A 23,259-nucleotide genomic window follows, 5' to 3' on the forward strand; every position below is an offset into this window, starting at 1 on the left:
CATACCGAGGAATGCTCCCTTTGTGCCGATCAATAACCGGCAAGGATTGAAGTATGGTTGACGCTACTGCCCCCAGCGAAAACAATACCTTGCTCCGTCACGCTGCCACCACCGGCATCGCGACGACGGCAGTTGCGCTGGCGGCTTCGAGCGATGCGTTGAGCGCCTACGGCAAGTTCACCAACACCCATGCGCCGGCACAGAGCCCGGAATGGGTTGCTGCCTGGATCGATGCCAGCAAGCCCGACGCCCTCCTGGCCACCTTGAGCGCCAACGGGCGCCCGGTGATGTCGATTGCACTTGAAGTCGTCCGCGAAGGACCGTTCCGTATCGCCAGGTTCCTGGGCGGCAAGCATGCCAACGGCAACTTTCCGGCCACAGACAAGAACTGGCTGGCGGCGGCCAAGGCCGATGATATCGGCGTTCTGATCCATTCGATCGGCAAGGCCCGGCCGGACATCGATCTGGTCGCCTTCGACCGCCTGATCCGCGATCTCAAGGGCCTGCCCAATCCACTGCTCAAGCTGCGGTCGACGCCGAGCCCGAATGTGGCCCTTGCCGTCGATCTCGACGGCGGCTTCGAGCGCGTGCTGACGCGAACCAGCGGCAAGAAGAAGCGTAAGCGGCATCGCAGCCAGGAGCGAAAATACGACGCCCTTGGCGGCGCGCGGCGCACGATGGCGACGACGACTGCCGAGGCCAACGCCATGCTCGACGCGTTCTACGCCATGAAGGAGCAGCGGTTCGGTGCCATGGGCATCACCGACGTGTTTGCCGACACCAACGTGCGGAGCTTCTTTCGCAAGCTGTTCGTAGGAGCCCTCGCACGGGAAAATCCGTCCTTCGTGCTGCACGGGCTAGAGGTCGGCGGCAAGTATCGAGCGGTCACCGGATCGAGCCGCGCGGGAAATCGCCTGGTCTGCGAGTTCGGCGCGATTGCCGATGACGAACTGGCCTATGCCAGCCCCGGCGAATACCTGTTCTTCGACAACATATCGGAAGCCTGCGGCCAGGGATTCGGTGTCTACGATTTCAGCGTCGGCGACGAGCCTTACAAGCGCCAATGGTGCGACCTCGAGATCCTGCATGCCGATGTGCTGGTGCCGCTGACGGCCAAAGGCCGCATCTATGCGCTTGGCCTGAGGTCGCTGTCGCGCGCCAAGGCCACCGTCAAGAACAACGACAGGCTGTGGGCGCTGATCAAGAGATTGCGCTCAGGTATGCGCGGCAAGCCGGCCGCGGCACCAACCGAAGAAGATTAAGTCAGGCAGCCGACCGGGTTGGCTCCGGCGTCGTCGGCAAGTCATGGCCGACCGGAGTCACCAGGATGACGTCCTCGTAGCCACCAGCGCGCAGGCCGTCGGCCACATAGGCAATCTCGTCGTCATGGTGCAGGAAGCTTACCAGCACCTCGGTGCCGTCGCCGACAAGGCGCGTGATTTCGCCGGCGTCGGCCGGACCGCATTCGACCACGACGAGATCATAGGCGGTCGTCAGCGATTCCATGATGATCGGCAGGCGGTCGGCGGCACGCATGGCGCGTGCCGGATCGGCCGTGCCAACCGGCATGACATCGCAATCCGAATAGTGGTCGGCACGGATGACGTCGGTGAACTGGGCTTCGGAGGCCAGAAGGTTTGTGATGCCGGGATATCGGCCACCGTCGAGCATCGGCCCAGCCGCGGCACCTGAGGCCGTGAGGTCGAGCAGCAACACGCGCAGACCGGAATCGGCAACCTCGCGCGCAACCAGCACTGCGGTCGCCGCAGCATCGTCGCCTTCCGGCGAAACGAAGATGGCACGCGCCGCACCGCCCGCGATGAGCTTCTCCGCCGCCGTCTCGATGCTGATACCGCCATGGGCCGGTGCAGCGACAGTCTCCTGGGCCACGTCAGAATCGGACTGTGTATCATGGTCGCACTGCGCATCGACCAGTGTCTGTGGCTCGCCATCGGCGTCTGCGGTGTCGAGCTGCACGGCGACAGCCGGCTCTTCGTCTTCGACCCAGGCCTGGGCTGCGTCTTCTTCCGGCAGGCTGGCGGCGCGGCGCACCGGCATCGCCACCTGCGTGACAGGGGCGACGCGGGCGCCGGCTGCGGGTCGCATGGCGCGGCCGGAGAACAGTTCCTGCAGCAAGGTGAAGATAGCCATCAGGAGCAGAGACCCGACAAAGGCTGCGCCAACTATCGGGACAACCTTGGGGAAATAGGCTTCGGACGGAACGATGGCGGTCGAAAACACGCGTGCGTCAACCGGCAAATAGTTGCGGTCCTGGCGCGAGGCAGCTTCGCGGTAACGGGTAAGATAGGATTCGAGCAGCGCCCGCTGGGCGGCTGCCTCGCGCTCGAGGGCGCGCAGTTCGACCTCTTCTTCCGAGACGCGCCCGGATTCCACCTTCAACCTGTTGAGGTCGGCGACAAGCTGCTTTTCGCGAAGGTCGGCGCCATTGGCCTCATTGACCAGTCCGACAAGAACCTTTTCGGCCTCCGACCGGATTTGCGCGTCGAGGTCGGCGAGCTGCGAGTTGAGTGCCTTGATGCGTGGATGGTTGGGCAGCAACGTCGTCGAAAGATCGGCGATGTCGGTCCGCAGCTGGATCTGACGCTCGCGCAGGCGCTGGATGAGGCCGGACGACAGCACCTCAGGGATGGCATCGATCGAGCCGCCGCTCCTCAATGCCTGGCGTACGCTCTGGGCCGTAGCCTCGGCGGCCGAACGGCTGGCACGAACACGCGACAACTCGCTGGAGAGCTCGGACAGCTGCTGGGTGGCGAGCGCCGAATTGTTCTGCCCGACGAGCAAGTCGGACTGCGAGCGGAAGCTGGCAACCTTGGACTCGGCATCCCTGACGCGCTTGTTGAGGTCGGCAATCTCGGGCTTCAGCCAGTCGGTCGCCTCGGTGCTCGACTCAAGCTTGGAGCCGCGCTGGAAATCGAGATAGGCCTCGGCGATGGCATTGGGCACCGCTGCGGCAAGCTTCGGATCGGCCGAAGAGAACTGGATGACGATGACACGCGATTTTTCAACGCGGTAGACGGTCAGCTGTTCGCGGAACGCCTTGAGCACACGCTCTTCGGGCGGCAGTTCGTTGGGATCGCTCTTGAGCCCAGCGATGACCAGCAGGCGCGAAATCGTCGACATTTCCGAAGCGGCGTCGAACTCCGGCAGGCTGGCGAGATCGAGCTTCTTGGCAACCTGCTTGAGGATGTCGGTCGAACCGACGACCTCTACCTGGCTCGTCACCCCCTCCTCGTCGAGGATCGGCCGCTCGTTTTCGCCGCTGCCGTCGGGCCGCGTGAAGACGGACTCGCGCGTTTCGATCAAAAGCCGGGTCTCGGCGCGGTATTTCGGCGTCGCCAGCGAGGTCAGAACGAAGGCAAGAGCGGTGACGGCAACCGAAAACAGCACCAGGCGCAGCCAGTTCCTCGCAAGACTGGCGAAGAGCTGACGCAGATCGACATCGACATCACCGGCAGTGGATTGGACGCCAGACATGCAGTTCCTACTCCGAGACTGAGCAGACTGCACGGTAAACAAACATGGTAACCCATGCGTTAACAGCGCGGCCTCATATACAACCCAGGCCATGCAAGATGAGCGCGCCCTTTACCGGGCATTAACCCTAACAAGTCGATAACTGGCGCGAACCAATATTCCGCTGCGTGGCGGCAAGCCGTCGAAGGTGTGTCTGCAGAAATGAAAAGCTCCCTTCCCATTTGCCATGCGCTTCTCGCAGCCATGTTGGTTGTCAGCGGTTGCTCGAGCTATCGCCCCGCGCCGGCCGCCTTTCATGAAGTGCTCGACCAGCCCTACCGCCTCGGCGCCGGCGACCGCATCCGCGTCACCGTCTTCGAACAGGAAGGCCTGACCAACACCTATAGCGTCGACCAATCTGGCTACATCTCCTTCCCGCTCGTCGGCGGCGTGCCGGCACGCGGCTTCACCGCCCAGGAAGTGGAGAAGGCACTGGCCGCCAAGTTGCGCCAGGGATACCTGCGCGACCCCGACGTTTCGGTCGAGGTCGATCGCTACCGGCCGATCTTTGTCATGGGCGAAGTGGGAGCTGCCGGGCAATACTCCTATGTCCCCGGCCTGACCGTGCAGAAGGCCGTGGCCATGGCCGGCGGCTACAGCGCCCGCGCCAACCAGGGCAATGTCGACATCACCCGCGACATCAACGGCAAGGTGATGACCGGCCGCGTGCTGACCACCGACCCGTTGCTGCCCGGCGACACGATCTATGTCCGCGAGCGGCTGTTCTAAGCCGCCGTGCAGCAGACCCCGCCCCGCCAGCTCAGGATCGTCCATTGCTTCAGGTCGCCGGTAGGCGGCATCTTCAGGCATGTACGCGATCTGACCGAAGCCCAGGTGGCCGCAGGGCACCAGGTCGGTATCATTTGCGATTCGACCACCGGCGGCGAGCATGAGGAGCGCCTGTTCGAGGCGATCCAGCCGATGCTGGCGCTTGGCATCCGGCGCACGTCAATGCAGCGTCATATCGGGCCCGGCGACATCGCCGACGGCTGGCGCACATACAAGATCATCAAGGAATTGCGGCCGGACGTGCTGCATGGGCACGGCGCCAAAGGTGGTGCCTATGCCCGTGCGTTCGGCTCACTGTTGCGGGTTTCAAGGTATTGCGTGGCCCGCCTCTATTCGCCGCATGGCGGCTCTCTGCACTATGACGAAAGGACGATGACCGGGAAGCTGTTCTTCGGGCTGGAACGCCTGATGGAGCGCTTCACCGACCACCTGCTTTTCGTCTCGGAGTATGAGCGCGGCACGTTCATCCGCAAGGTCGGCAGGCCGCGCGTGCCCAACAGCCTGGTCTACAACGGCCTGCGCGACGCGGAATTCGAGCCGGTGGCAGCACAGCCTGATGCCGCCGACTTTCTCTATATCGGCATGATGCGCGACCTGAAGGGTCCCGACATGTTCATCGACGCCGTCAACGCTGCGCGGCAAAAGCTCGACCGCGACGTCACCGCGGTGATGGTCGGCGACGGCGAGCACCTGCCGCGCTACCACGCACAGGTCGCTAGGCTCGAACTTAACGGCAATATCCGATTCCTGGCGCCGATGCCGGCACGCCAGGCATTTGCCCTTGCCCGCTTCGTCGTCGTGCCGTCACGCGCCGAGGCCATGCCTTACATCGTTCTCGAGACACTCGCCGCCGGCAAGCCGATCGTGGCCACATCAGTTGGTGGCATTCCGGAAATCCTTGGGGCCGAGTCCCCGGCGCTGGTAAATCCCGACGCAGGCGAAATCAGCCTGAAGATGATCGAGGCATTCCAGTCGCCTGCGGCCTATGCAGCCGCGATGCCCGACCTCGCCGAGCTGAAAGCACGCTTCGGCGTAGACGTGATGGCCCGGGAAGTCGAAAAAGCCTACTTCTCCGCGCTTCCGAAAAACCGTGCCTGAAGTACGCTACAAGACAATTTTGTTGTTCAAGGGTTTCTTAGCTCATCTTTGATATGTCAATCTGGCAAACGGGCGACCGGCCAACAGATCGACGACGATGAACAACTTCGACCCAAAGCGCCGCTTCACCCCGGAAGCCGTCAAGGCGGCTGACGGCGACGGCAAGCCATCCGACAAGGCCAAGCTGAGCAATGTCGCGCAAGAGGTGGCAGCGCAGTACCGTCGCGACACCATGTCCCCTGTCATGCTCAGCGGCATCCTGCGCCTGACCGAATTCGGCATGCTTTTTGTCACTGGTCTGGTGATCTACGCCTACCACGTCGGTTTTCTCGGCCATCTCAGCTGGCAATATCCGCTCGTCATCCTGGCCGCTTCGGTGGCTGCGATCATCTTTTTCGAAATCATGGACTGCTATCAGCTGCAGTCACTGATGCGGCCGGGCGTCTCGCTGGGGCGCATGGCGCTTTGCTGGGCCACCACCTTCGCCCTGATGGCGGTCACCGCCTTCTTCATGAAGGTGTCGGCCGAGTTTTCCCGCCTGCTGTTCGGTGGCTGGTTCGTCATCGGGCTGGCGCTGCTGGTTTGCCAGCGCCTGATCATGGCGCGCTTCATCCGGCTTTGGGCCCGCAACGGGCGCATGGAACGCCGTGCGGTCATCGTCGGCGGCGGCAAGGCCGCAGAGGTGCTGATCCGGTCGATCGAGCAGCAGCCCTACAACGACATCCGCATCTGCGGCATCTTCGACGACCGCGACGACAGGCGCTCGCCCCCGATCGTCGCCGGCTATCCCAAGCTCGGTACAGTCTCCGAGTTGCTGGAATTCGCGCGCATCGCACGCATCGACATGCTGATCGTGTCGCTGCCGCTGACGGCTGAAACCAGGGTGCTGCAGTTGCTCAAGAAGCTGTGGGTGCTGCCCGTCGATATCCGGCTGTCGGCGCATTCCAACCAGTTGCAGTTCCGGCCACGCTCCTATTCCTACATCGGCGCCGTGCCGATGCTCGACATCTTCGACAAGCCGATCAACGACTGGGATTCGGTCGCCAAGCGCGCCTTCGACATCATCTTCAGCCTGTTCGGCATCGTCGTCTTTTCGCCTGTCATGCTGGCAACGGCGATCGCCATCAAGCTCGACAGCAAGGGCCCGGTGCTGTTCAAGCAGAAGCGCCACGGCTTCAACAACGAGGTCATCGAGGTCTACAAGTTCCGCTCGATGTTCACCGAGCTGTCCGATCCCTCGGCGAAAAAGACCGTGACCAAGAACGACCCGCGCGTCACCCGTGTCGGCCGCATCATCCGCAAGACCTCGATCGACGAGCTGCCGCAGTTCTTCAACTCGCTCTTCGGCAGCCTGTCCCTGGTCGGCCCGCGCCCGCACGCCATCGCCGCGCAGTCGCACAACCTGCTCTACAATGAAGTGGTCGACGGCTACTTCGCCCGCCACAAGGTGAAGCCCGGCGTCACCGGCTGGGCCCAGATCAACGGTTGGCGCGGCGAGATGGACACTGACGAGAAGATCCGCAAGCGCACCGAGTTCGACCTCTATTACATCGAGAACTGGTCGCTCTGGTTCGACATCAAGATCCTCTTCCTGACGCCGATCCGCCTGCTCGACACGGAAAACGCCTATTGAGCGCGATCAGCTATGATCTGCCGCGAGCCGCGATCAACGCCAAGCTGATCGGGCTCGTCTCCACCGGCGCCATTGCGCTGGGCGTATTGCTGTCGGGCTTTGTCATCCGCGAGCCGGCACCTTACGAGCTCTACATGGCCGGGCTGATCGCGGTCTGGTCGCTGTTCGGCCTGCGCATTTCGCGCGCCATCACCCCGCTGCTCGTGTTGATCATAACCTTCAACATCGGCGGCATGATTGCGATGACGCAGATGGCGGACCTGATGAACACCCCGCTTTATCTCGCGGTGTCGCTGTTCCTCGGCTTGACTGCGATCTTCTTCGCCGCGGTCACCGAAGCCGACCCGAGGTTGTTCAGGGTGATCTTCCTGTCCTGGGTGGCGTCAGCCGTGGTCACTTCGGTGCTTGGCATGCTGGGCTATTTCGGTGCCGTGCCCGGGGCGGAGATGTTCACCAAATACGGCCGCGCCGCCGGCGCCTTCCAGGACCCGAACGTTTTCGGGCCCTTCCTCACCTTGCCCGGCATCTACCTGCTCTACCGCGTGCTGACAGGCAATCCGCTCAAGATGGCGATCTACGCAGTGCCACTGCTCATCGTCACCGGCGGCATCTTCCTGTCGTTCTCGCGCGGCGCCTGGGGCTTGTTCGGCGCCTCGGCCATCCTGCTCACCGGCTTCCTGTTCCTGCAAAGCGATAGCGGCAAGTTCCGCCTGCGGATCGTGGTGATGAGCATCGCGGCGATTGCACTGCTGACCGTCGCGCTGCTGATCGTGCTGCAGATCCCCAGCATCGCCGAACTGTTCACCACGCGCGCCCAGCTCGTCCAGGATTATGACGGCGCGCGCCTCGGCCGCTTCGCCCGCTACGCAATCGGCTTCCTCCTGGCGACCGAGAAGCCATTCGGCATCGGAGCGCTGGTGTTCGGCCAGATCTATGGCGAGGACACACATAACATCTGGCTCAAGACGCTGATGGACTATGGCTGGCTCGGCTTTGCCAGCTACTTCATGCTGATCGTCTGGACCGTCGCCGCCGGGTTCCGCATCCTGCTGCGCAACCGGCCCTGGCAGCCCTACCTGCTGTCGGCCTACGTCGTCTTCCTTGGCCACATCGCGCTTGGCACGGTCATCGACACCGACCATTGGCGCCACTTCTACCTGCTGCTCGGCCTGATCTGGGGCTCGATCGCGCTCGAAGCCCGCCACCAGCGCACCCTGGGCTCACCCGCCTTCTGACTCGCCGGCGACTGTTGCCGTTGCACACAAGATTCTCGTTTTGTGAACGGTCCGGCACCGGTTTGCCGGCTCAACTCAGCGTGACCGCTTTGTGAATCAGAGTGACCGATCCGCCTATGGCAATCGGAAAGGTAGGCGCCTATCTCACAGTGGTCAGCGAGACGGCAAAACAAAAATAGCCACCTCGCTACCGAAAAAAGAAAGGACTACCCCCATGAAGAAGATCATCCTCGCAGCTTCGGCAATCGCTCTGATGTCTGGTGCAGCATTTGCTTCGTCCGCCGAAGGTGTTGTTGCCAAGTTCGACCCGGCCGTTCGCGTCATTACGCTCGAAAGCGGTCAGAGCTACTCGGTTCCGCGTGACGTTGCTATCCCGTCGATCCAGACCGGCGAGAAGGTATCGATCCAGCTCAACGACGAAGGCGACAAGGTCCAGGGCGTCCTCCGCTAAGCGGAAGCTTGCCTATCCCTAGACTGCCTATACCTCAGAAAAGCCACGGGCCCTCCCACCCGTGGCTTTTTTTGTTTTTCCGGTACGGCGTGCACGGTCACGCAACGTGCCCTGCACGCGGGCCGTTGAACCGTCGTCGCGGCACACCTCGCTGCCCTTGATGGCTTTCACCCGAACGTATGCCTCCCATCCGGCAAGTCTTTGCCCCCACCCTCCACATCCACGTCTGGACCGTGATGGCCATCCGACTCGGCGGCAGCGGGAAGACTCATCATCGAGCCCGGGCCGTTGCGCACAATCGCGCCGATTTGTGAACGGCCCGGCACCTGTTTGCCGGCTCAACTCGGCGTGACTGCTTTGTGACTCAGAGTGACCGACCAACCTATGGAAATCGGAAAGATAGGTGCCTATCTGTCCGTTGTAAGCGAAAAGACAAAACAACAAATCGTCGATCCGCTACAGAACATTGAAAGGACTAAAACAATGAAGAAGATCATCCTCGCCGCTTCGGCTTTCGCCATGATGTCTGGTGCTGCATTTGCTTCGTCCGCTAGCGGCGTTGTTGCTACGTACAACGAAGGCGCGCGCGTCATTACGCTCGAGAGTGGCCAGAGCTACACCGTCCCGCGCGACGTCGCCATCCCGGCGATCCAGGCTGGCGAAAAGGTATCGATCCAGCTCAACGGCGAAGGCGACAAGGTCAATGCCGTTCTCCGCTAAGGCGGGACAACGTTGATGGCCTGACTTGCCCCACAAGCTGGCCTCACCTCAGCAAAAAGCCATGGGTCCTCCCACCCATGGCTTTTTCTTACGTTCCGCGCCTGCCCGACGCCCAATCCGTTGCTGTGAAAGCGCCCCACGCGAACGGCAGTCCGCCACCAGAGTTTCAATACCGCGCGGCAAGTTCGCGTGATCGAAACGTGTCTCGAGTTTACCTGTCGGCACGCAACAAGCGCTGACGTCGGATCGTAGTTGATGGTGTCAGCAAGGTGTCCCGCAGCAAACGCAGCACCTCGCGCAACCCCATCAGGAGAACGATCATGAACAAGCTCATCTTGGCAGCCGCCGCCTTCGCATTTTTCTCCGGCTCAGCCCTCGCCTCCGACGCCAGCGGCGTCGTCACCCGCTTCAACGCCGACACCCGCGTCATCACGCTTCAGGGCGGCGACAGCTACACCATTCCGCGCGATGTCGCCCTGCCGTCGGTCAAGGTTGGCGAAAAGATCTCGATCCTCTTCAACGACGAAGGCGACCAGATCCGCAACGTGTTGGCCGGCCCTGATATGATGTAGCGCCGCCACGGCGCAGACCATGAAGCCATGGGCGCCTCGCGCCCATGGCTTTTGCGCACCCGGCCGGCCGCTCCCAACCTCGACCTGAAGACGACCGGGCGGCCGGCAATTCAAGACAGTGCGACACCGTGACTTCAGCAAAAGCGCGTGAGCTATTCGTGTTAGTTGTTTACCGAACCAAACCAGCGGCAGGCCGTTTCTTCTCTGCACCAAGCAATTGGCGTCTCCCTCCCGGATCCAATCCTTGGCCATAGAGCAATAGGAGAAGTACAATGAGAAAGCTCATCCTTGCCGCATCCGCCCTCACGCTCATGTCGGGCGCAGCCCTTGCCACCGAGGTTGATGGCACCGTTGCCAAGTTCAATCCAGCGGTCCGCGTCATCACCCTCACCAATGGCGAGAGCTTCACCATCCCGCGCGACGTCGCGATCCCGCCGCAACTGGCTCCCGGCAAGCGGGTGGCCATCGACCAGCATGACAACGGCGCCAAGATCGAAGCGGTGATGGTGGGTTCGGCCAGTTAGCATCCAGCGCCGTTATCACGCCCCTGCCCACAGACAACGCCATGGACGCCACCCAGCGCCCGTGGCGTTCTTCATTTCACAGAAGCATTGAAACCGAGAACCAGCGCAACACGGCCCACCGCCTGACGGCGGCCGGTGAACCGTTCAAACTCAGGTGATATTTAGGGGAAGGGAAAAATGGTCGGAGTGGCCGGATTCGAACCGACGACCCCTTGACCCCCAGTCAAGTGCGCTACCGGGCTGCGCTACACTCCGGACCGGTCGCGATGTATCTTGATATGACCGCTTCGGTCAACCCAATTCGGCGGCTCTCCCGCCAAACTTCTTCATTCGCGAGCAGAATATTTTGGTTAGCCTGGCGGGCGTCAGCGAACCTGGTCGAGCAGGCGCTTGCATTCGAGGAGATCGAACAGCGCCTCCTGCAGCAAGGCGCGGTTGTCGCGCGACAGCTTGCTGGAATCAGCGGCCACCGGCCCCTCGTCGTCGCCCTTGCCGAGCCCGAAGAAGCGGCGGCTTGGCTTGGCGCGCGCCTCGCCCACCAGCATCTCTTCGTCAGGCCCGCGCGGCTGCGCTGCCGGCGTCAGGGGCGCTTCGGCCTGCTTGCGCTGGGCAATCGCCTCAACGGCCTTCATGTCGCCGCTGCCAATGGCGACGAGGAACTGGTTGCCATTGTCGCGGAGCAGCTTCTGCACGCCCTTGATGGTGTAGCCCTGCTCGTAGAGCATGTGACGGATGCCCTTGATCAGTTCGACATCCTGCGGCCTGTAGTATCGCCGGCCGCCGCCACGCTTCATCGGCTTGATCTGGGTAAAACGGGTTTCCCAGAAGCGCAGCACGTGCTGCGGCAAATCAAGGTCTTCGGCCACTTCACTGATGGTGCGGAAGGCGTCGGGGCTCTTGTCCATGGTCGCCACTTTCGCAAAAAACGATTCGTGATCCATTTCAGCGCTTTGGGCAACAACATTCAAGCCCGGCGCGAATCACGCACCAGGCTATCAACCGGATTGTCGGGAGCTGGCAGCCTACTTGGCGGCCTTGGACTTGCCGTTCTGGTGAGCACGCAGGATGCGGCTCTTCAGCACGTTGGATGCCTTGAAGGTCATCACTCGGCGCGGCAGGATCGGCACTTCTTCGCCGGTCTTGGGATTGCGGCCAACACGCTCGTTCTTGTCACGCACGTGGAACGTGGCGAAAGACGACAATTTGACCGTCTCGCCGCGCACGATTGCTTCGCAGATTTCGTCGAGAACGGTTTCGACCAGTTGCGCCGATTCCGTGCGCGAAAGGCCGACTTTCCGATAGACGGATTCAGCGAGGTCGGCACGTGTCAGTGTCTTTCCCCCCATGCGACGGGCCCCATCCTCAATATCTGAAATCCAGCAACGCGCCGGAGGTTAAGTAATTGATCCGTCAAGGTCAAGGACCGATCCAATGACCTTTTCAAGACGTTGCACGGGGGCCGAAGCCCGCGCGATCACCACCTCACGAGCACGGCGCCCCAGGTGAAACCGCCGCCCATCGCCTCGAGCATCACAAGGTCGCCCTTCTTGATGCGTCCGTCGGCGACGGCGGCCGACAGCGCCAGCGGCACCGAGGCGGCCGAAGTGTTGCCATGCAGGTGCACGGTAACCACTGCCTTTTCCTCCGCAATGCCCAGCTTCTTGGCCGAAGCGTCGATGATGCGCTTGTTGGCCTGGTGCGGAACGAACCAATCCAGCGTGTCGGCGGAAACGCCGGTCTGGGCGAAAACGTCCTCGATCACGTCGGTGATCATGCCGACGGCATGCTTGAAGACCTCGCGGCCCTCCATCTTGAGATGGCCGACGGTGCCGGTCGTCGACGGGCCGCCGTCGACATAGAGCTTGTCCTTGTGCGTTCCGTCGGAGCGCAGGCTGGCAGCGAGTACGCCGCGGTCGGTAATGACACCCTCGCCCTCCTGGGCTTCCAGCACCAGCGCGCCGGCGCCATCGCCGAACAGCACGCAGGTTGAGCGGTCGGTCCAGTCGAGAATGCGCGAGAAGGTCTCGGAACCGATCACCAGAACGCGCTTGGCAAGACCGCCCTTGATGTAGAGGTCGGCGGTGGTGACGGCGTAGACAAAGCCGCTGCACACGGCCTGCATGTCGAAGGCGAAGCCGTGGCGCATGCCGAGCCGATTCTGGATCTCGACGGCGGTGGCGGGAAAGGTGTTGTTCGGCGTCGAGGTGGCGAGCACGATCAGGTCGATGTCGTCAGGCGTCAGGCCGGCATTGTCGAGCGCCGCGCGGGCGGCAGCCTCGCCGAGCGAGGCCGTCGTCTCGTCGTCGGCAGCAATGTGGCGTTGGCGGATGCCCGTGCGCTGGGCGATCCACTCGTCCGAGGTTTCGACCATGCCTTCGAAATCGGCGTTCTTCATGATGCGGCGGGGCAGCGCCGAACCAATGCCGCGCACAACTGATCTGATCACGTTGAAAAATCCTATTCCTGATCTTCGACCGCGGCCGCAGGACGGCCCATTGCAGCATGCGGGTTGCGTGCGTGAAACAGGTCGAGGTCGGCTTCGATGCGGTCGAGCAGCCGGTTCCGGACCATATCATAGGCCATTTCGATGGCAGCGGCGAAGCCGTCGGCGTCAGCGCCGCCATGGCTTTTCACCACGATGCCGTTGAGGCCGAGGAAGACGCCGCCATTGGCGCGGCGCACGTCCATCTTCTCGCGCAGGCGGTCGAAAGCGCCCTTGGCGAAGATGTAGCCGATCTTGGCCATCAGCGTACGGCTCATCGCTTCGCGCAGATAGCCGGCGATCTGGCGCGCCGTGCCTTCGGCGGTCTTGAGCGCGATGTTGCCGGAGAAGCCCTCGGTGACGACCACGTCAGTCGTGCCCTTGCCGATATCGTCGCCTTCGACAAAACCCTGGTAGTTCATCGAAGCCATGTTGGCCTCGCGCAGCATGCGCCCGGCTTCCTTGACCTCTTCCTGGCCCTTGATCTCCTCGACGCCGACATTGAGCAGACCGACAGTCGGTCGATCGATGCCGAACAGAGCCCGGGCCATGCCGGTGCCCAGGATGGCGAAATCGGTGAGCTGGTGCGCGTCCGCGCCGATGGTGGCGCCGACGTCGAGCACGATGCTCTCGCCGCGTGTCGTCGGCCACAGGGCCGCAATGGCAGGTCGATCGATCGTTGCCATGGTGCGCAGGCAGAACTTCGACATCGCCATCAGCGCGCCGGTGTTGCCGGCGGAAACGCAGGCGTCAGACGTGCCCGACTTGACCGCTTCAATCGCCTTCCACATCGACGACTTCCAGCGGCCCTGGCGCAACGCCTGGCTTGGCTTGTCGTCCATGCGCACGGCGACCTCGCAATGCACGAACTCGCTGACGGCAGCAAGCTTGGGATGCTTGGCAAGCTCGGGACGGACCACCTCTTCGCGGCCATAGATGATGAAGCGAATATCGGTGCGCCTGATGGCGACCTTGGCCAGGGCAGGAATGATCACGGAAGGGCCGTGATCGCCACCCATGGCATCAATGGAAATCTTGATCACGCGTCGGTCATCTCACTGTTGGCGTAGCTGGGCACGCAAAAGTCCGGCGAAAGTAACGGTTTTGGATAACCGCACAACCGGGATTACGCGAAACGGCGGGCGTTTTCAAAGCTTCTTGGATATTAGGCGGAGCTTTTTCTGGAATTCGCTCTCGACCGGCTCGACATCATCGTCATCGGTGCTGGCGACAGCAACGCCGGTCTTGCGCGGATAAGGATCGATGGCGAGGCCAAAGAACTCCTCGGCCAGCGCCCCGACATCGATAGTGTCGCCGGTGAAGGTTTCGGGCGCGTCGGGGCCCTCCGCATCGAGCAGGATCTCGCCGGCCGCATTGAAGCCCTGCCTGGCAAGCTTGGAATCCTCGGGCAGGAAGACGCCCTCGACATCCTCGTCGATCACCGATTCAACGGGGTCGAGCGTGACGACGCATGCCTGGGTGATCGCTGCCTGGACCCGGCCACGAACCTTGATGCCATTACGCTTCCACTTGGTGACAAGCAGGTCCGCCTTGTAGCGCTCGACCGACGTCAGCCCATGCGCCTCGGCCAGCGCGGCACGCTGGGCGGCATCGGCATCGACAACGGTTGACATGCCCTTCTGCGGCAGTCTGGCGACATTGACCTTGAAGGAAACCGGGCTCTGGGTCTCGTCAGGCATCATGGGGTGGCCTCCTTCAGGCTGCCAGCGGCGCCGGATATGACAATTTGCCGGCACATATGTCTTCCGACGGCTGCTCGGCAAGGGCGCGATTCGCCGCAAAGACATATTCGGCAAGTGCGACGGCTTCCGGCCACTCCTTCACTTCGGGGCGGACATTGCGCAAAAGTGCCGCCGCGAGTGCCGGATGATCGTCGCCTTCAAGCACGTTCTTGTAGGATTCGGTGCGGCCGTAGAACATCTTCGCCAGCTTCTTCATGCGCTTGGGCACGCCGACGTCGCTGATGCCGAGTTCACGCAGCGAATGGTCGACGTCGAGGAAGAATTCGTCGATCAGACGCTGGGCTATGTCGGCTGGCGCGCCCGGTTCGCCGCGCAAACGATGCTGGAACAGGAACATGTGCAGCGAAAGCATCTCGAAACGACCAAGCGGCGTGTCGGGAACATTCCATGCGGAATAAAATGGTTCCTGCCGCGCGGCCGCCACGATTCGTGTATAGAGCGCCTCGGTGATGGCGCGATTGGCTTGGCGTTCACGGCCAAACAGACGCTGGAACATTTTGAGGGCGGTCTCCCGGGGACCCGTTTCGCTTAGTGGCCTTGTTGCATCGGCGCGCAAGCTGGTTTACCGGTTTTGCGGCTTCGCGCAAGCAGGGGCTCTGGCACGACAGGATGGAGTTGTTGTTGCACTCGCTGAAATTCAAGATGCCATTTTCGTTGCGTCCGGCCGGCGCCGTGTCGCTGATCGTGGCCGCTGCCGCGCTGTCGGCATGCAACACCTCGAAGACGTTCGGTGACCTGACCCCCAGCGAGACGCTGACCCAGGGCTATGTCATCGACCAACAGTCGATCGACTCCGTGCCGGTGGGCTCGAGCCGCGAGCAGGTGCTGCTCGCTCTCGGCACGCCGTCGACGACGGCGACCTTCGACAATGAGGTGTTCTACTACATCTCCCAGACGCGTAGGCGCGCAGTCGCCTTCGCCAAGCCGAAGCTGATCGAACAGCGCGTGCTCGCAGTTTATTTCGGCGCCGACGGCCGCGTCTCCAACATCGCCAATTACGGCATGCAGGAAGGCAAGGTGTTCGACTTCATCTCGCGCACGACGCCGACCGGCGGCAAGGACCAGAACTTCCTCGGCCAGCTGCTTTCGGGCGCGGGCAAGATGGGTTCGAGTGCTGCCAGCAGCATCTTCGGCGGCGGCTGATCCGCCGACTGGGATTCAAGAATCTCAGGCAACAGGACCCGCGGAAGCAATTCCGCGGGTTTTTCTTTGGTCAAATTGCGGTCCATGAAAAAACCCCGCCCGCAATTACTGCGGACGGGGCGTTTAGCTTTGCCTCAAAGAATCGAGGATGCCGGCAGGATCAGCCGCCGCTATGCGCGAGTACGGCGAGCAGCAGAAGTGCCACGATGTTGGTGATCTTGATCGCCGGGTTCACGGCCGGACCGGCAGTGTCCTTGTAGGGATCGCCAACGGTATCACCTGTCACCGACGCCTTGTGAGCCTCGGAGCCCTTCATGTGCTTGACACCATCCTTGTCGGTGAAGCCGTCCTCGAACGACTTCTTGGCGTTGTCCCAGGCACCACCGCCCGAGGTCATCGAGATGGCGACGAAGAGGCCATTGACGATGACGCCGAGCAGCGAGGCACCGAGCGCCGCGAAGGCCGAGGCCTTGGAGCCAGAGATCAGCAGCACGCCGAAATAGACGACGAGCGGCGCCAGCACCGGCAGCAGCGACGGGATGATCATCTCCTTGATCGCCGCCTTGGTCAGGATGTCGACGGCGCGGGCATAGTTGGGCTTCGACGTACCCTTCATGATGCCCGGATCCTCGCGGAACTGCTTGCGCACCTCCTCGACGATCGAACCCGCGGCACGGCCGACGGCGGTCATGGCGATGCCGCCGAACAGGTAGGGGATGAGGCCGCCGAAGATCAGGCCGGCGACGACGTAAGGGTTGGACAGGTCAAACGATACCGTGCCGATGTCGGCGAAGTACGGGAACTGCGCGCTGTTGGCGGCAAAGTACTGCAGATCGTAGCTGTAGGCGGCAAACAGCACCAGCGCGCCGAGACCGGCCGAGCCGATGGCGTAGCCCTTGGTCACAGCCTTGGTGGTGTTACCAACGGCGTCGAGCGCGTCGGTCGAATGACGCACTTCCTTGGGCAGGCCAGCCATTTCGGCAATGCCGCCGGCATTGTCGGTGACCGGACCGAAGGCATCGAGCGCCACGATCATACCGGCAAGGCCGAGCATGGTGGTGACGGCGATTGCCGTGCCGAAGAGGCCGGCAAGCTGGAAGGTGGCGATGATGCCACCAACGATGACTATGGCCGGCAGCGCCGTCGATTCGAGCGACACGGCGAGGCCCTGGATCACGTTGGTGCCGTGACCGGTGACCGACGCCTGGGCGATCGAATTGACCGGGCGCTTGTTGGTGCCGGTGTAGTACTCGGTGATGACGACGATGAGGCCTGTCACCACGAGGCCGATCAGGCCGCAGATGAACAGGTTCTGGCCGGTGATCACGACACCACCCCCGGTGCCGATTTCACCCCAGCCGACGGTCAGAGAGGTCGCAGCACCCAGGCCGATGATGGAGAGGAGGCCAGTCACGATCAGGCCCTTGTAGAGCGCGCCCATGATCGAGCCGTTCGAGCCGAGCTTGACGAAGAAGGTACCGACAATCGAGGTGATGATGCAGGCGCCGCAGATGGCGAGCGGATAGAGCATCACGTTGGAGAGAACTTCAGTTCCGCCGAAGAAGATGGCGCCGAGCACCATGGTGGCAACGACGGTCACCGCATAGGTTTCGAACAGGTCGGCGGCCATGCCGGCGCAGTCGCCGACATTGTCGCCGACGTTATCGGCAATAGTGGCGGGGTTGCGTGGATCATCCTCGGGGATGCCGGCTTCAACCTTGCCGACGAGATCGCCGCCGACATCCGCACCCTTGGTGAAGATACCTCCGCCGAGACGGGCGAAAATCGAGATCAGGGAAGCACCGAAACCAAGCGCCACCAGCGAATCGATGACGACGCGGTCGGCGGGCGCATGCCCCATCGGGCCGGTCAGAACGAGGTAGTAGACGGAGACGCCAAGCAAAGCGAGGCCGGCCACCAGCATGCCGGTGATGGCACCCGACTTGAAGGCGATGTCGAGGCCAGCGGCGAGGCTGTTCGAGGCGGCCTGTGCTGTGCGCACATTGGCCCGGACCGAAACATGCATGCCGATGAAGCCGGCAGCGCCCGAAAGCACTGCACCAATCAAAAAGCCGATCGCCGCGGTTGCGGAAAGCAGCCACCAGGCAAGCAGGAACACGACGACGCCGACGATGGCGATTGTTGTGTATTGGCGGGCCAGATATGCCTGCGCACCTTCTCGGATGGCGGCGGAGATTTCCTGCATGCGCGCATTGCCCTGGTCGGCTGCGAGAACCGACTGAGTCGCCCATATGGCGTAAAGGACAGATAGCAGGCCGCAGGCGATGACGACGTAAAGCATTGTCATTGCCAATTTCTCTTCCCTGATTGTGCCCGGAATTCCCCTCCCCGGGCTAGTGAACGAGACCGGCAGCCTCTACTTGGTTTCCGGCCCCTGGCGAACAATCCGAAACAGGGCAGCGCACGTCAAGATATCGAAAAGGTGTTTCTCGGCTTTCACCGCCCCGTTATTGCAGACAGTCGAGCTTTAGAGCGCCGTGCGTCCGAAAGGACGCATAAAGGACGCTCTAATTCATTAGGTTTGCGCATCGTGCTTTCCGAAAATCAATTCCGATTTTCGAGCCGATGCGCAGGATCAGGCCAGATCGCGATCCGGCTGATTGACGAAGATCAACACTGCCAACATGGTCATGTAGAATTTGAAGGCGGCCTCCTGGCCGTTCCACGTGCTTGACTGCCACATGGCGAACCATTCACCGCCGACGACCATGAAGCCGAGGAACCAGACCAGAAAACCCATCGTCGCACCGATGACGACGAAGCCCTTGGCATCGTCGAACTGCCTGCCGGAACCCTTGCGCGCCTGCCAGAGCTTCAGCGCGGCGATCAGGAACAGCACGCAAGTGAGCCCCTCGCCGACAATGATCAACCAGTAGCCGACGGTCCACAGTGTCGGGTTGGTGATCGAGCGGTACATCAGCGCGTTGCCCGGGAAAGTGGTGTCCATGCTCAGCACATGCTGGACGAAGGCGAAATTCGAGCCGTAGTCGGTGATATTGCCGAACGCCACGAGAAAGGCGAAAGCTGCAAGACAAAGACACATCACGATCTTCGAGAGACGCCAAACCATGGCAAAAACTCCTTCAAATGACAGACCGGGGCATCAGCCAGATCAATCACCGAGTCTCGGCAGCGGCGCAACAGGCCAAAAGGTCGATGTTACGCTTACAGGTTCGGCCAGGATCTATGCCGGCAAGGTCGGGCTGGACGGCGTGCTGAATGCGCTCACACTTTCGCCGGAATGCCAAACGGGTGATGTCGTGACCGTGTCTGCAAGCGGGGCCAGTCACGACTTTGCCGTGCTACGCCGACGCTGGATCGTGGGTGCGATGGGCAACCGACTCGAAATCACGCTCGATTACCCCATCCGTGGCCGGTAGCACTAGGCTGCCTGCGCGACCTGCCCCATGCGCCGCGCCGCCATGCGCTCCAATGCCGATAGCGCGTCGTAGATCAGAACGGCAAGGGCCGCGACGATCAGGCCCCCTTGCAGGACGAAGGCCAGGTTGTTGGATTGCAGCCCGGCGATGATGACCTCGCCGAGTGTCTTGGCGGCAACCGTGGAACCGATGGTAGCCGTGGCGAGACTGATGACAACTGATAGCCGGATGCCGGCGAGGATGACCGGCACACTGAGCGGCAGTTCGACCTTGAGCAGGCGCTGCCAGCCGGTCATGCCGGCACCACGGGCGGCCTCGACGATGTTGGCCGGCGTGGTGGTGAGGCCGGTCAGGGTGTTTTCGAAAATCGGCAGCAGGCCATAGAGGAAAAGCGCGATCAGCGTCGGCTTCTCGCCAAAGCCGACCGCCGGAACGGCAAGCGCCAGCACCGCGACCGGAGGAAAAGTCTGGCCGATGTTCACTAGGCTGCGCGACAGGGGCAGGAATTCGACACCAACGGGCCGTGTGACCAGAATGGCGAGCGCGACCGCAACGACGATCGCCGCCGCGGTGGCGATGGCGACAGTGCGCAGATGCAACAGCGCCAGCGACAGCAGGCTGCTCTGATTGTAGATCGCCGGGGCGCCATTCTGGGTCAGCGGTTTGAGCAGCGGCTCGAACCACAGCGGATTTGTCAGGAACGCGATCAGCAACGCCAGCAGACAGAGGCGCAGCAGGAGCGGGAGCCACGCCTTCATTGCGGCCTCGCCGCACGTTTCAGCAGGCCTTCGACCGTTACGCGGCCAAGGGCAGCGCCGTTCTCTGAAGTTACCGGCATGGCTGCGCGTCCCGACCACAACAGTTCGGCGAGCGCATCACGTTGGCTTGCCTCGGCACGAATCCCCTCGCCCTGAGCTTGGCCGGGCTCGACCGCGTCACCGACGGTGCCAAGCGACAACAGCTTGAACGGGCGATCGCTCGTGCCGATCAATGTTTCGACGAAATCGTTGGCGGGTTTGGCCAAGATCTCGGCCGGCGTAGCGTACTGGACGAGCCGACCGGCATCCATCACCGCGATGCGGTCACCGAGATGCACTGCCTCTTCCATGTCATGGGTGACCAGGATGATTGTCGTGCCGAAGCGTTTCTGGATCGCCAGCAGGTCTTCCTGTGCCTTGGTGCGGATGATCGGGTCGAGCGCGCCGAAGGGCTCGTCCATCAACAGAACGTTGGGCTCGGCAGCAAGGGCGCGGGCGACGCCGACGCGCTGCTGCTGGCCGCCTGACAACTCGTGCGGATAGCGTGGGCCGAAGGCTGCGGGATCGAGCTGCAGCAAAGACAACAACTCGTCGACACGCGCCTTGATGCGGGCGGCATCCCAGCCGAGCAGCGAGGGAACGGTGGCGATGTTCTGTGCCACGGTACGGTGCGGGAACAGGCCATTGCCCTGGATGGCGTAGCCAATGCTGCGGCGAAGCTCATGGCCAGGCACCGAGCGGTTGTCGATGCCGTCGAGCTTGATCGTGCCGGAGGTCGGCTCGACAAGGCGATTGATCATGCGCAGCAGCGTCGTCTTGCCCGAACCGGAGGTGCCGACGATCACGGTGACCGTGCGCGGCTCGATGACCATCGAGACGTCGTCGACCACCGTGGTCTCGCCATAACGCTTGGTGATCTGTTCGATTTCGATCATGCAGCAGCCACCTCAGTGGATTTGCGGGTCGCGATGGTTTCGACCACCGCGTCAAGGATGATGGCGGCGGCAAAGGCCAGCGCCACCGTTGGCACGGCACCGAGCAGGACGAGGTCCATCGCCGTCTGGCCGACACCCTGGAAGACAAAGACGCCGAAGCCGCCGCCGCCGATCAGCGCTGCGATGGTGGCAAGGCCAATGTTCTGGACCAGAACGATGCGGATGCCGGTGAGGATGACCGGAAAAGCGAGCGGGAACTCGACGTTCTTGAGCCGCTGCCAGCCGGTCATACCCATGCCGCGTGCAGCGTCATTGGCCGCGCGCGGCACCCCTGCGAGACCGACGACCGTGTTGGCGACCACCGGCAGCAGCGAATAGAGGAACAGCGCGAAAAAGGCTGGGGCAGCGCCAATACCGCGAATGCCGAGCGCCGAAGCGCCGGGAATATTGGCCGCGACCCAGCCGAGCGGCGCGATCATGATACCGAACAGCGCGATGGACGGGATGGTTTGGATGATGTTGAGCACATTGAGCACCCCTGCCCGCAGCGCCTCCACACGGTGACAAAGGATGCCGAGTGGCAGGCCTACAAGAACGGCAGCAACCAGCGAGCCGAGCGCGAGTTCGACATGGCGCCTCGCCTCGTTCCAGAAACTGTCGGCGCGATTGGCATATTCCTTGAGGATCGACAGGCTGTCCCATTGCCCGGAGGCCAGCAGCAGCCAGATCGCTCCGGCAGCTATGCCGAGTACGACTACACGCCCAACCGGCGACAGCTGCAGCCGGGTCAGGACATCGGCAAGCAGCAAGGTGAAGGCAAAGATCAAGACCCAAAAGCCGGAGGCCGGCGATATGCGAGCGAAGGAGTTGCCCTCAGGCGTCAAATGGCTGCCGGCAACGCCGATCAGCAATGCGAGTGATGCGAGGGCCACGACGCTGGCGCCAAGTCGTGCAACGAGGGGCGTCTTGAACAGGGCAACGAGGCCAGCGGCGACCAGGATGGCCAGGAGAACGACGCCCAAAGGCTGCGGCAAGGCCTCGATGATCGAGCGTGGCTCACCAGCCACGATCCGGTTGGCGCGGAAAGTGGCAAATGGCGCCAAGAAGGCGCCATAGGCGGTGATCACGGCGATCACCACGCCAAGCTTGTCGAACCTGATGCTCACGACTGCGATGCGTCCCCGGTTCCGTCGGCGCGCGCCCTAATGAGGCGCGCGCCGGGGAAGCTTACTTCAGAAAGCCGTTCTTCTTCAGGAAATCTTCGGCAACGGCCTTGGCCGGCTCACCGCCGACCTGAACGCGGCCGTTGAGTTCCTGCAGCGTGACCAGATCGAGCTTTTCGAACACCGGCTTGAGCAGGGTCTCGATCTCCGGGTGCTCCTTGAGCACGGCTTCACGGATGATTGGCGCCGGCTGGTAGACCGGCTGCACGCCCTTGTCGTCGCTGAGAACAACCAGGCCGGACGGCGCGATGCCGCCGTCGGTGCCATAGACCATGGCGGCATTGGCGCCGTTGGTCTGGTTGGCAGCGGCACCGATGGTGGCAGCGGTATCGCCGCCTGAAAGCGTGATCAGCTGCTCCGGCTTGAGGGTGAAGCCGTAGGTGGTCTGGAAGGCCGGGAGTGCCGCTGCCGAATTGACGAACTCGGACGACGCGGCCAGCACGACTGTACCACCGCCGGCAACGTATTTGCCGAAGTCGCTCAGCGTGGCGAGCTTGTTGGTCTCGGCCACGTCCTTGCGCAGCGCAATCGCCCAGGTGTTGTTGGCCGGCGACGGCGACAGCCAGACGATCTTGTTGGCGTCGTAGTCGAGCTGCTTGGCGGTCTCGAAACCCTTGGCGGCGTCCTTCCACAGCGGATCATCGGCCTTTTCGAAGAAGAAGCCGGCATTGCCGGTGTACTCGGGATAGATGTCGATCTCGCCGGCGGTGATCGCCTTGCGCACGACAGGCGTCGCACCGAGCTGGATGCGGTCGGTGGTGGCGATGTTGTTGGCGTCGAGCACCGCCTTGATGATGTTGCCGAGCACGCCGCCTTCGGTATCGATCTTGGAAGACACCACCACCTGCGCGCTCGCAGCGCTGGTGGCGAGGCCGAGCGCGATGATCGCTGCGGCGATTGTTTTGGTTTGACGCATGGTGAAGCCCCTTTTCATTCCCGGAATCCGGTGGCCGCATAAGAGCATGGCGACACGGCTTCCGTCGGGGCATACGGTTTCA

Annotated in this window: 24 protein-coding genes and 1 tRNA gene; 11 read left to right on the top strand and 14 right to left on the bottom strand. The window is 62.5% G+C overall.

Going from position 1 to position 23,259, the window contains the following annotated elements:
- Nucleotides 1-53: 53 nt before the first annotated feature.
- Complete coding sequence (locus ACSQ3E_RS14720) at nucleotides 54-1,262, top strand: GNAT family N-acetyltransferase (RefSeq protein ID WP_436123255.1); 1,209 nt, start codon at nucleotides 54-56, stop codon at nucleotides 1,260-1,262.
- A gap of 1 nt (nucleotide 1,263) precedes the next feature.
- Here ACSQ3E_RS14720 and ACSQ3E_RS14725 read toward each other — a convergent pair whose 3' ends face one another.
- Nucleotides 1,264-3,495, bottom strand: a complete 2,232-nt coding sequence (locus tag ACSQ3E_RS14725) for a GumC family protein (protein ID WP_436123256.1) — start codon at nucleotides 3,493-3,495, stop codon at nucleotides 1,264-1,266.
- Between the two features lie 201 nt (nucleotides 3,496-3,696).
- Here ACSQ3E_RS14725 and ACSQ3E_RS14730 point away from each other — a divergent pair, with 201 nt between their 5' ends.
- The 8 genes from ACSQ3E_RS14730 to ACSQ3E_RS14765 all read left to right on the top strand — a co-directional run bounded on the left by ACSQ3E_RS14730 (nucleotide 3,697) and on the right by ACSQ3E_RS14765 (nucleotide 10,556).
- Nucleotides 3,697-4,263: a polysaccharide biosynthesis/export family protein gene (locus tag ACSQ3E_RS14730; protein WP_115732448.1), complete on the top strand. Its 567-nt coding sequence runs from the start codon at nucleotides 3,697-3,699 to the stop codon at nucleotides 4,261-4,263.
- A gap of 6 nt (nucleotides 4,264-4,269) precedes the next feature.
- Entirely contained in the window at nucleotides 4,270-5,421 is a 1,152-nt protein-coding gene (locus ACSQ3E_RS14735; protein WP_436123257.1) for a glycosyltransferase family 4 protein, read from the top strand.
- A 97-nt stretch (nucleotides 5,422-5,518) separates the two neighbouring features.
- A complete protein-coding gene (locus ACSQ3E_RS14740) occupies nucleotides 5,519-7,054 on the top strand; it encodes an undecaprenyl-phosphate glucose phosphotransferase (protein WP_436123258.1) in 1,536 nt (511 codons plus the stop codon).
- Nucleotides 7,051-8,289, top strand: coding sequence for an O-antigen ligase family protein (locus tag ACSQ3E_RS14745; protein WP_436123259.1), 1,239 nt, complete (start codon nucleotides 7,051-7,053; stop codon nucleotides 8,287-8,289). Before ACSQ3E_RS14740 ends, ACSQ3E_RS14745 begins: the two co-directional genes overlap by 4 nt.
- Before the next feature lie 214 nt (nucleotides 8,290-8,503).
- A complete protein-coding gene (locus ACSQ3E_RS14750; protein ID WP_067962926.1) occupies nucleotides 8,504-8,740 on the top strand; it encodes a DUF1344 domain-containing protein in 237 nt (78 codons plus the stop codon).
- Nucleotides 8,741-9,223: 483 nt separating this feature from the next.
- Nucleotides 9,224-9,460 (top strand): DUF1344 domain-containing protein, encoded by a 237-nt coding sequence (locus tag ACSQ3E_RS14755; RefSeq protein ID WP_436123260.1) that lies wholly within the window; start codon nucleotides 9,224-9,226, stop codon nucleotides 9,458-9,460.
- A gap of 320 nt (nucleotides 9,461-9,780) precedes the next feature.
- Complete coding sequence (locus ACSQ3E_RS14760; protein ID WP_310326758.1) at nucleotides 9,781-10,032, top strand: DUF1344 domain-containing protein; 252 nt, start codon at nucleotides 9,781-9,783, stop codon at nucleotides 10,030-10,032.
- Nucleotides 10,033-10,304: 272 nt separating this feature from the next.
- A complete protein-coding gene (locus tag ACSQ3E_RS14765) occupies nucleotides 10,305-10,556 on the top strand; it encodes a DUF1344 domain-containing protein (protein ID WP_436123261.1) in 252 nt (83 codons plus the stop codon).
- 178 nt (nucleotides 10,557-10,734) lie between these two features.
- Here the strand turns inward: ACSQ3E_RS14765 and ACSQ3E_RS14770 are convergent.
- The 7 genes from ACSQ3E_RS14770 to ACSQ3E_RS14800 all read right to left on the bottom strand — a co-directional run bounded on the left by ACSQ3E_RS14770 (nucleotide 10,735) and on the right by ACSQ3E_RS14800 (nucleotide 15,297).
- Nucleotides 10,735-10,811 (bottom strand) — tRNA-Pro (locus tag ACSQ3E_RS14770).
- Nucleotides 10,812-10,921: 110 nt separating this feature from the next.
- Nucleotides 10,922-11,461, bottom strand: a complete 540-nt coding sequence (locus ACSQ3E_RS14775) for a MerR family transcriptional regulator (RefSeq protein WP_310326753.1) — start codon at nucleotides 11,459-11,461, stop codon at nucleotides 10,922-10,924.
- Nucleotides 11,462-11,578: 117 nt separating this feature from the next.
- On the bottom strand, nucleotides 11,579-11,902 hold the full coding sequence (locus ACSQ3E_RS14780; RefSeq protein WP_055971437.1) for an integration host factor subunit alpha: 324 nt from the start codon (nucleotides 11,900-11,902) through the stop codon (nucleotides 11,579-11,581).
- A gap of 128 nt (nucleotides 11,903-12,030) precedes the next feature.
- Complete coding sequence (locus ACSQ3E_RS14785) at nucleotides 12,031-13,002, bottom strand: beta-ketoacyl-ACP synthase III (protein WP_436123262.1); 972 nt, start codon at nucleotides 13,000-13,002, stop codon at nucleotides 12,031-12,033.
- Between the two features lie 11 nt (nucleotides 13,003-13,013).
- The gene (gene plsX / locus ACSQ3E_RS14790) at nucleotides 13,014-14,081 is read right to left on the bottom strand and encodes a phosphate acyltransferase PlsX (RefSeq protein WP_436123263.1); all 1,068 of its coding nucleotides are present in this window, start codon (nucleotides 14,079-14,081) and stop codon (nucleotides 13,014-13,016) included.
- Between the two features lie 105 nt (nucleotides 14,082-14,186).
- Nucleotides 14,187-14,741, bottom strand: coding sequence for a YceD family protein (locus tag ACSQ3E_RS14795; RefSeq protein ID WP_436123264.1), 555 nt, complete (start codon nucleotides 14,739-14,741; stop codon nucleotides 14,187-14,189).
- A 13-nt stretch (nucleotides 14,742-14,754) separates the two neighbouring features.
- Nucleotides 14,755-15,297 (bottom strand): ubiquinol-cytochrome C chaperone family protein, encoded by a 543-nt coding sequence (locus ACSQ3E_RS14800; RefSeq protein ID WP_436123265.1) that lies wholly within the window; start codon nucleotides 15,295-15,297, stop codon nucleotides 14,755-14,757.
- Nucleotides 15,298-15,410: 113 nt separating this feature from the next.
- Between ACSQ3E_RS14800 and ACSQ3E_RS14805 the strand changes: the two genes are divergently transcribed.
- Entirely contained in the window at nucleotides 15,411-15,944 is a 534-nt protein-coding gene (locus tag ACSQ3E_RS14805; RefSeq protein WP_436123266.1) for an outer membrane protein assembly factor BamE, read from the top strand.
- Between the two features lie 160 nt (nucleotides 15,945-16,104).
- Here the strand turns inward: ACSQ3E_RS14805 and ACSQ3E_RS14810 are convergent, their stop codons facing one another.
- A complete protein-coding gene (locus ACSQ3E_RS14810) occupies nucleotides 16,105-18,252 on the bottom strand; it encodes a sodium-translocating pyrophosphatase (protein WP_436123267.1) in 2,148 nt (715 codons plus the stop codon).
- 288 nt (nucleotides 18,253-18,540) lie between these two features.
- Nucleotides 18,541-19,035 (bottom strand): DUF2165 family protein, encoded by a 495-nt coding sequence (locus ACSQ3E_RS14815; protein WP_436123268.1) that lies wholly within the window; start codon nucleotides 19,033-19,035, stop codon nucleotides 18,541-18,543.
- On the opposite strand from ACSQ3E_RS14815, the gene ACSQ3E_RS14820 reads away from it, so the two are divergent.
- On the top strand, nucleotides 19,034-19,345 hold the full coding sequence (locus ACSQ3E_RS14820; protein WP_436123269.1) for a hypothetical protein: 312 nt from the start codon (nucleotides 19,034-19,036) through the stop codon (nucleotides 19,343-19,345). The two genes, ACSQ3E_RS14815 and ACSQ3E_RS14820, sit on opposite strands and share 2 nt — an antisense overlap.
- A gap of 2 nt (nucleotides 19,346-19,347) precedes the next feature.
- Here the strand turns inward: ACSQ3E_RS14820 and ACSQ3E_RS14825 are convergent, their stop codons facing one another.
- The 4 genes from ACSQ3E_RS14825 to osmF all read right to left on the bottom strand — a co-directional run bounded on the left by ACSQ3E_RS14825 (nucleotide 19,348) and on the right by osmF (nucleotide 23,177).
- Nucleotides 19,348-20,103: an ABC transporter permease gene (locus ACSQ3E_RS14825; RefSeq protein ID WP_436123270.1), complete on the bottom strand. Its 756-nt coding sequence runs from the start codon at nucleotides 20,101-20,103 to the stop codon at nucleotides 19,348-19,350.
- Complete coding sequence (locus ACSQ3E_RS14830) at nucleotides 20,100-21,038, bottom strand: ABC transporter ATP-binding protein (RefSeq protein ID WP_436123271.1); 939 nt, start codon at nucleotides 21,036-21,038, stop codon at nucleotides 20,100-20,102. The genes ACSQ3E_RS14825 and ACSQ3E_RS14830 overlap by 4 nt, the downstream gene beginning before the upstream one ends.
- Nucleotides 21,035-22,204: an ABC transporter permease gene (locus ACSQ3E_RS14835; protein ID WP_436123272.1), complete on the bottom strand. Its 1,170-nt coding sequence runs from the start codon at nucleotides 22,202-22,204 to the stop codon at nucleotides 21,035-21,037. Before ACSQ3E_RS14835 ends, ACSQ3E_RS14830 begins: the two co-directional genes overlap by 4 nt.
- A gap of 61 nt (nucleotides 22,205-22,265) precedes the next feature.
- Nucleotides 22,266-23,177: a glycine betaine ABC transporter substrate-binding protein OsmF gene (gene osmF, locus ACSQ3E_RS14840; protein ID WP_436123273.1), complete on the bottom strand. Its 912-nt coding sequence runs from the start codon at nucleotides 23,175-23,177 to the stop codon at nucleotides 22,266-22,268.
- Nucleotides 23,178-23,259: the final 82 nt, after the last annotated feature.

The sequence above is a fragment of the Aminobacter sp. LjRoot7 genome, assembly GCF_964252895.1.
In the GTDB taxonomy this organism is placed as follows: Bacteria; Pseudomonadota; Alphaproteobacteria; order Rhizobiales; family Rhizobiaceae; genus Aminobacter; species Aminobacter aminovorans_B.

Excerpts from the sequence above, each read along its gene's own strand:
- ACSQ3E_RS14720 (WP_436123255.1), top strand. The coding sequence starts at position 54 with ATGGTTGACGCTACTGCCCCCAGCGAAAACAATACCTTGCTCCGTCAC.
- ACSQ3E_RS14725 (WP_436123256.1), bottom strand. The coding sequence starts at position 3,495 with ATGTCTGGCGTCCAATCCACTGCCGGTGATGTCGATGTCGATCTGCGT.
- ACSQ3E_RS14730 (WP_115732448.1), top strand. The coding sequence starts at position 3,697 with ATGAAAAGCTCCCTTCCCATTTGCCATGCGCTTCTCGCAGCCATGTTG.
- ACSQ3E_RS14740 (WP_436123258.1), top strand. The coding sequence starts at position 5,519 with ATGAACAACTTCGACCCAAAGCGCCGCTTCACCCCGGAAGCCGTCAAG.
- ACSQ3E_RS14750 (WP_067962926.1), top strand. The coding sequence starts at position 8,504 with ATGAAGAAGATCATCCTCGCAGCTTCGGCAATCGCTCTGATGTCTGGT.
- ACSQ3E_RS14755 (WP_436123260.1), top strand. The coding sequence starts at position 9,224 with ATGAAGAAGATCATCCTCGCCGCTTCGGCTTTCGCCATGATGTCTGGT.
- ACSQ3E_RS14760 (WP_310326758.1), top strand. The coding sequence starts at position 9,781 with ATGAACAAGCTCATCTTGGCAGCCGCCGCCTTCGCATTTTTCTCCGGC.
- ACSQ3E_RS14765 (WP_436123261.1), top strand. The coding sequence starts at position 10,305 with ATGAGAAAGCTCATCCTTGCCGCATCCGCCCTCACGCTCATGTCGGGC.
- ACSQ3E_RS14775 (WP_310326753.1), bottom strand. The coding sequence starts at position 11,461 with ATGGACAAGAGCCCCGACGCCTTCCGCACCATCAGTGAAGTGGCCGAA.
- ACSQ3E_RS14780 (WP_055971437.1), bottom strand. The coding sequence starts at position 11,902 with ATGGGGGGAAAGACACTGACACGTGCCGACCTCGCTGAATCCGTCTAT.
- ACSQ3E_RS14795 (WP_436123264.1), bottom strand. The coding sequence starts at position 14,741 with ATGATGCCTGACGAGACCCAGAGCCCGGTTTCCTTCAAGGTCAATGTC.
- ACSQ3E_RS14800 (WP_436123265.1), bottom strand. The coding sequence starts at position 15,297 with ATGTTCCAGCGTCTGTTTGGCCGTGAACGCCAAGCCAATCGCGCCATC.
- ACSQ3E_RS14805 (WP_436123266.1), top strand. The coding sequence starts at position 15,411 with ATGGAGTTGTTGTTGCACTCGCTGAAATTCAAGATGCCATTTTCGTTG.
- ACSQ3E_RS14810 (WP_436123267.1), bottom strand. The coding sequence starts at position 18,252 with ATGACAATGCTTTACGTCGTCATCGCCTGCGGCCTGCTATCTGTCCTT.
- ACSQ3E_RS14820 (WP_436123269.1), top strand. The coding sequence starts at position 19,034 with ATGGCAAAAACTCCTTCAAATGACAGACCGGGGCATCAGCCAGATCAA.
- ACSQ3E_RS14815 (WP_436123268.1), bottom strand. The coding sequence starts at position 19,035 with ATGGTTTGGCGTCTCTCGAAGATCGTGATGTGTCTTTGTCTTGCAGCT.
- ACSQ3E_RS14825 (WP_436123270.1), bottom strand. The coding sequence starts at position 20,103 with ATGAAGGCGTGGCTCCCGCTCCTGCTGCGCCTCTGTCTGCTGGCGTTG.
- ACSQ3E_RS14830 (WP_436123271.1), bottom strand. The coding sequence starts at position 21,038 with ATGATCGAAATCGAACAGATCACCAAGCGTTATGGCGAGACCACGGTG.
- osmF (WP_436123273.1), bottom strand. The coding sequence starts at position 23,177 with ATGCGTCAAACCAAAACAATCGCCGCAGCGATCATCGCGCTCGGCCTC.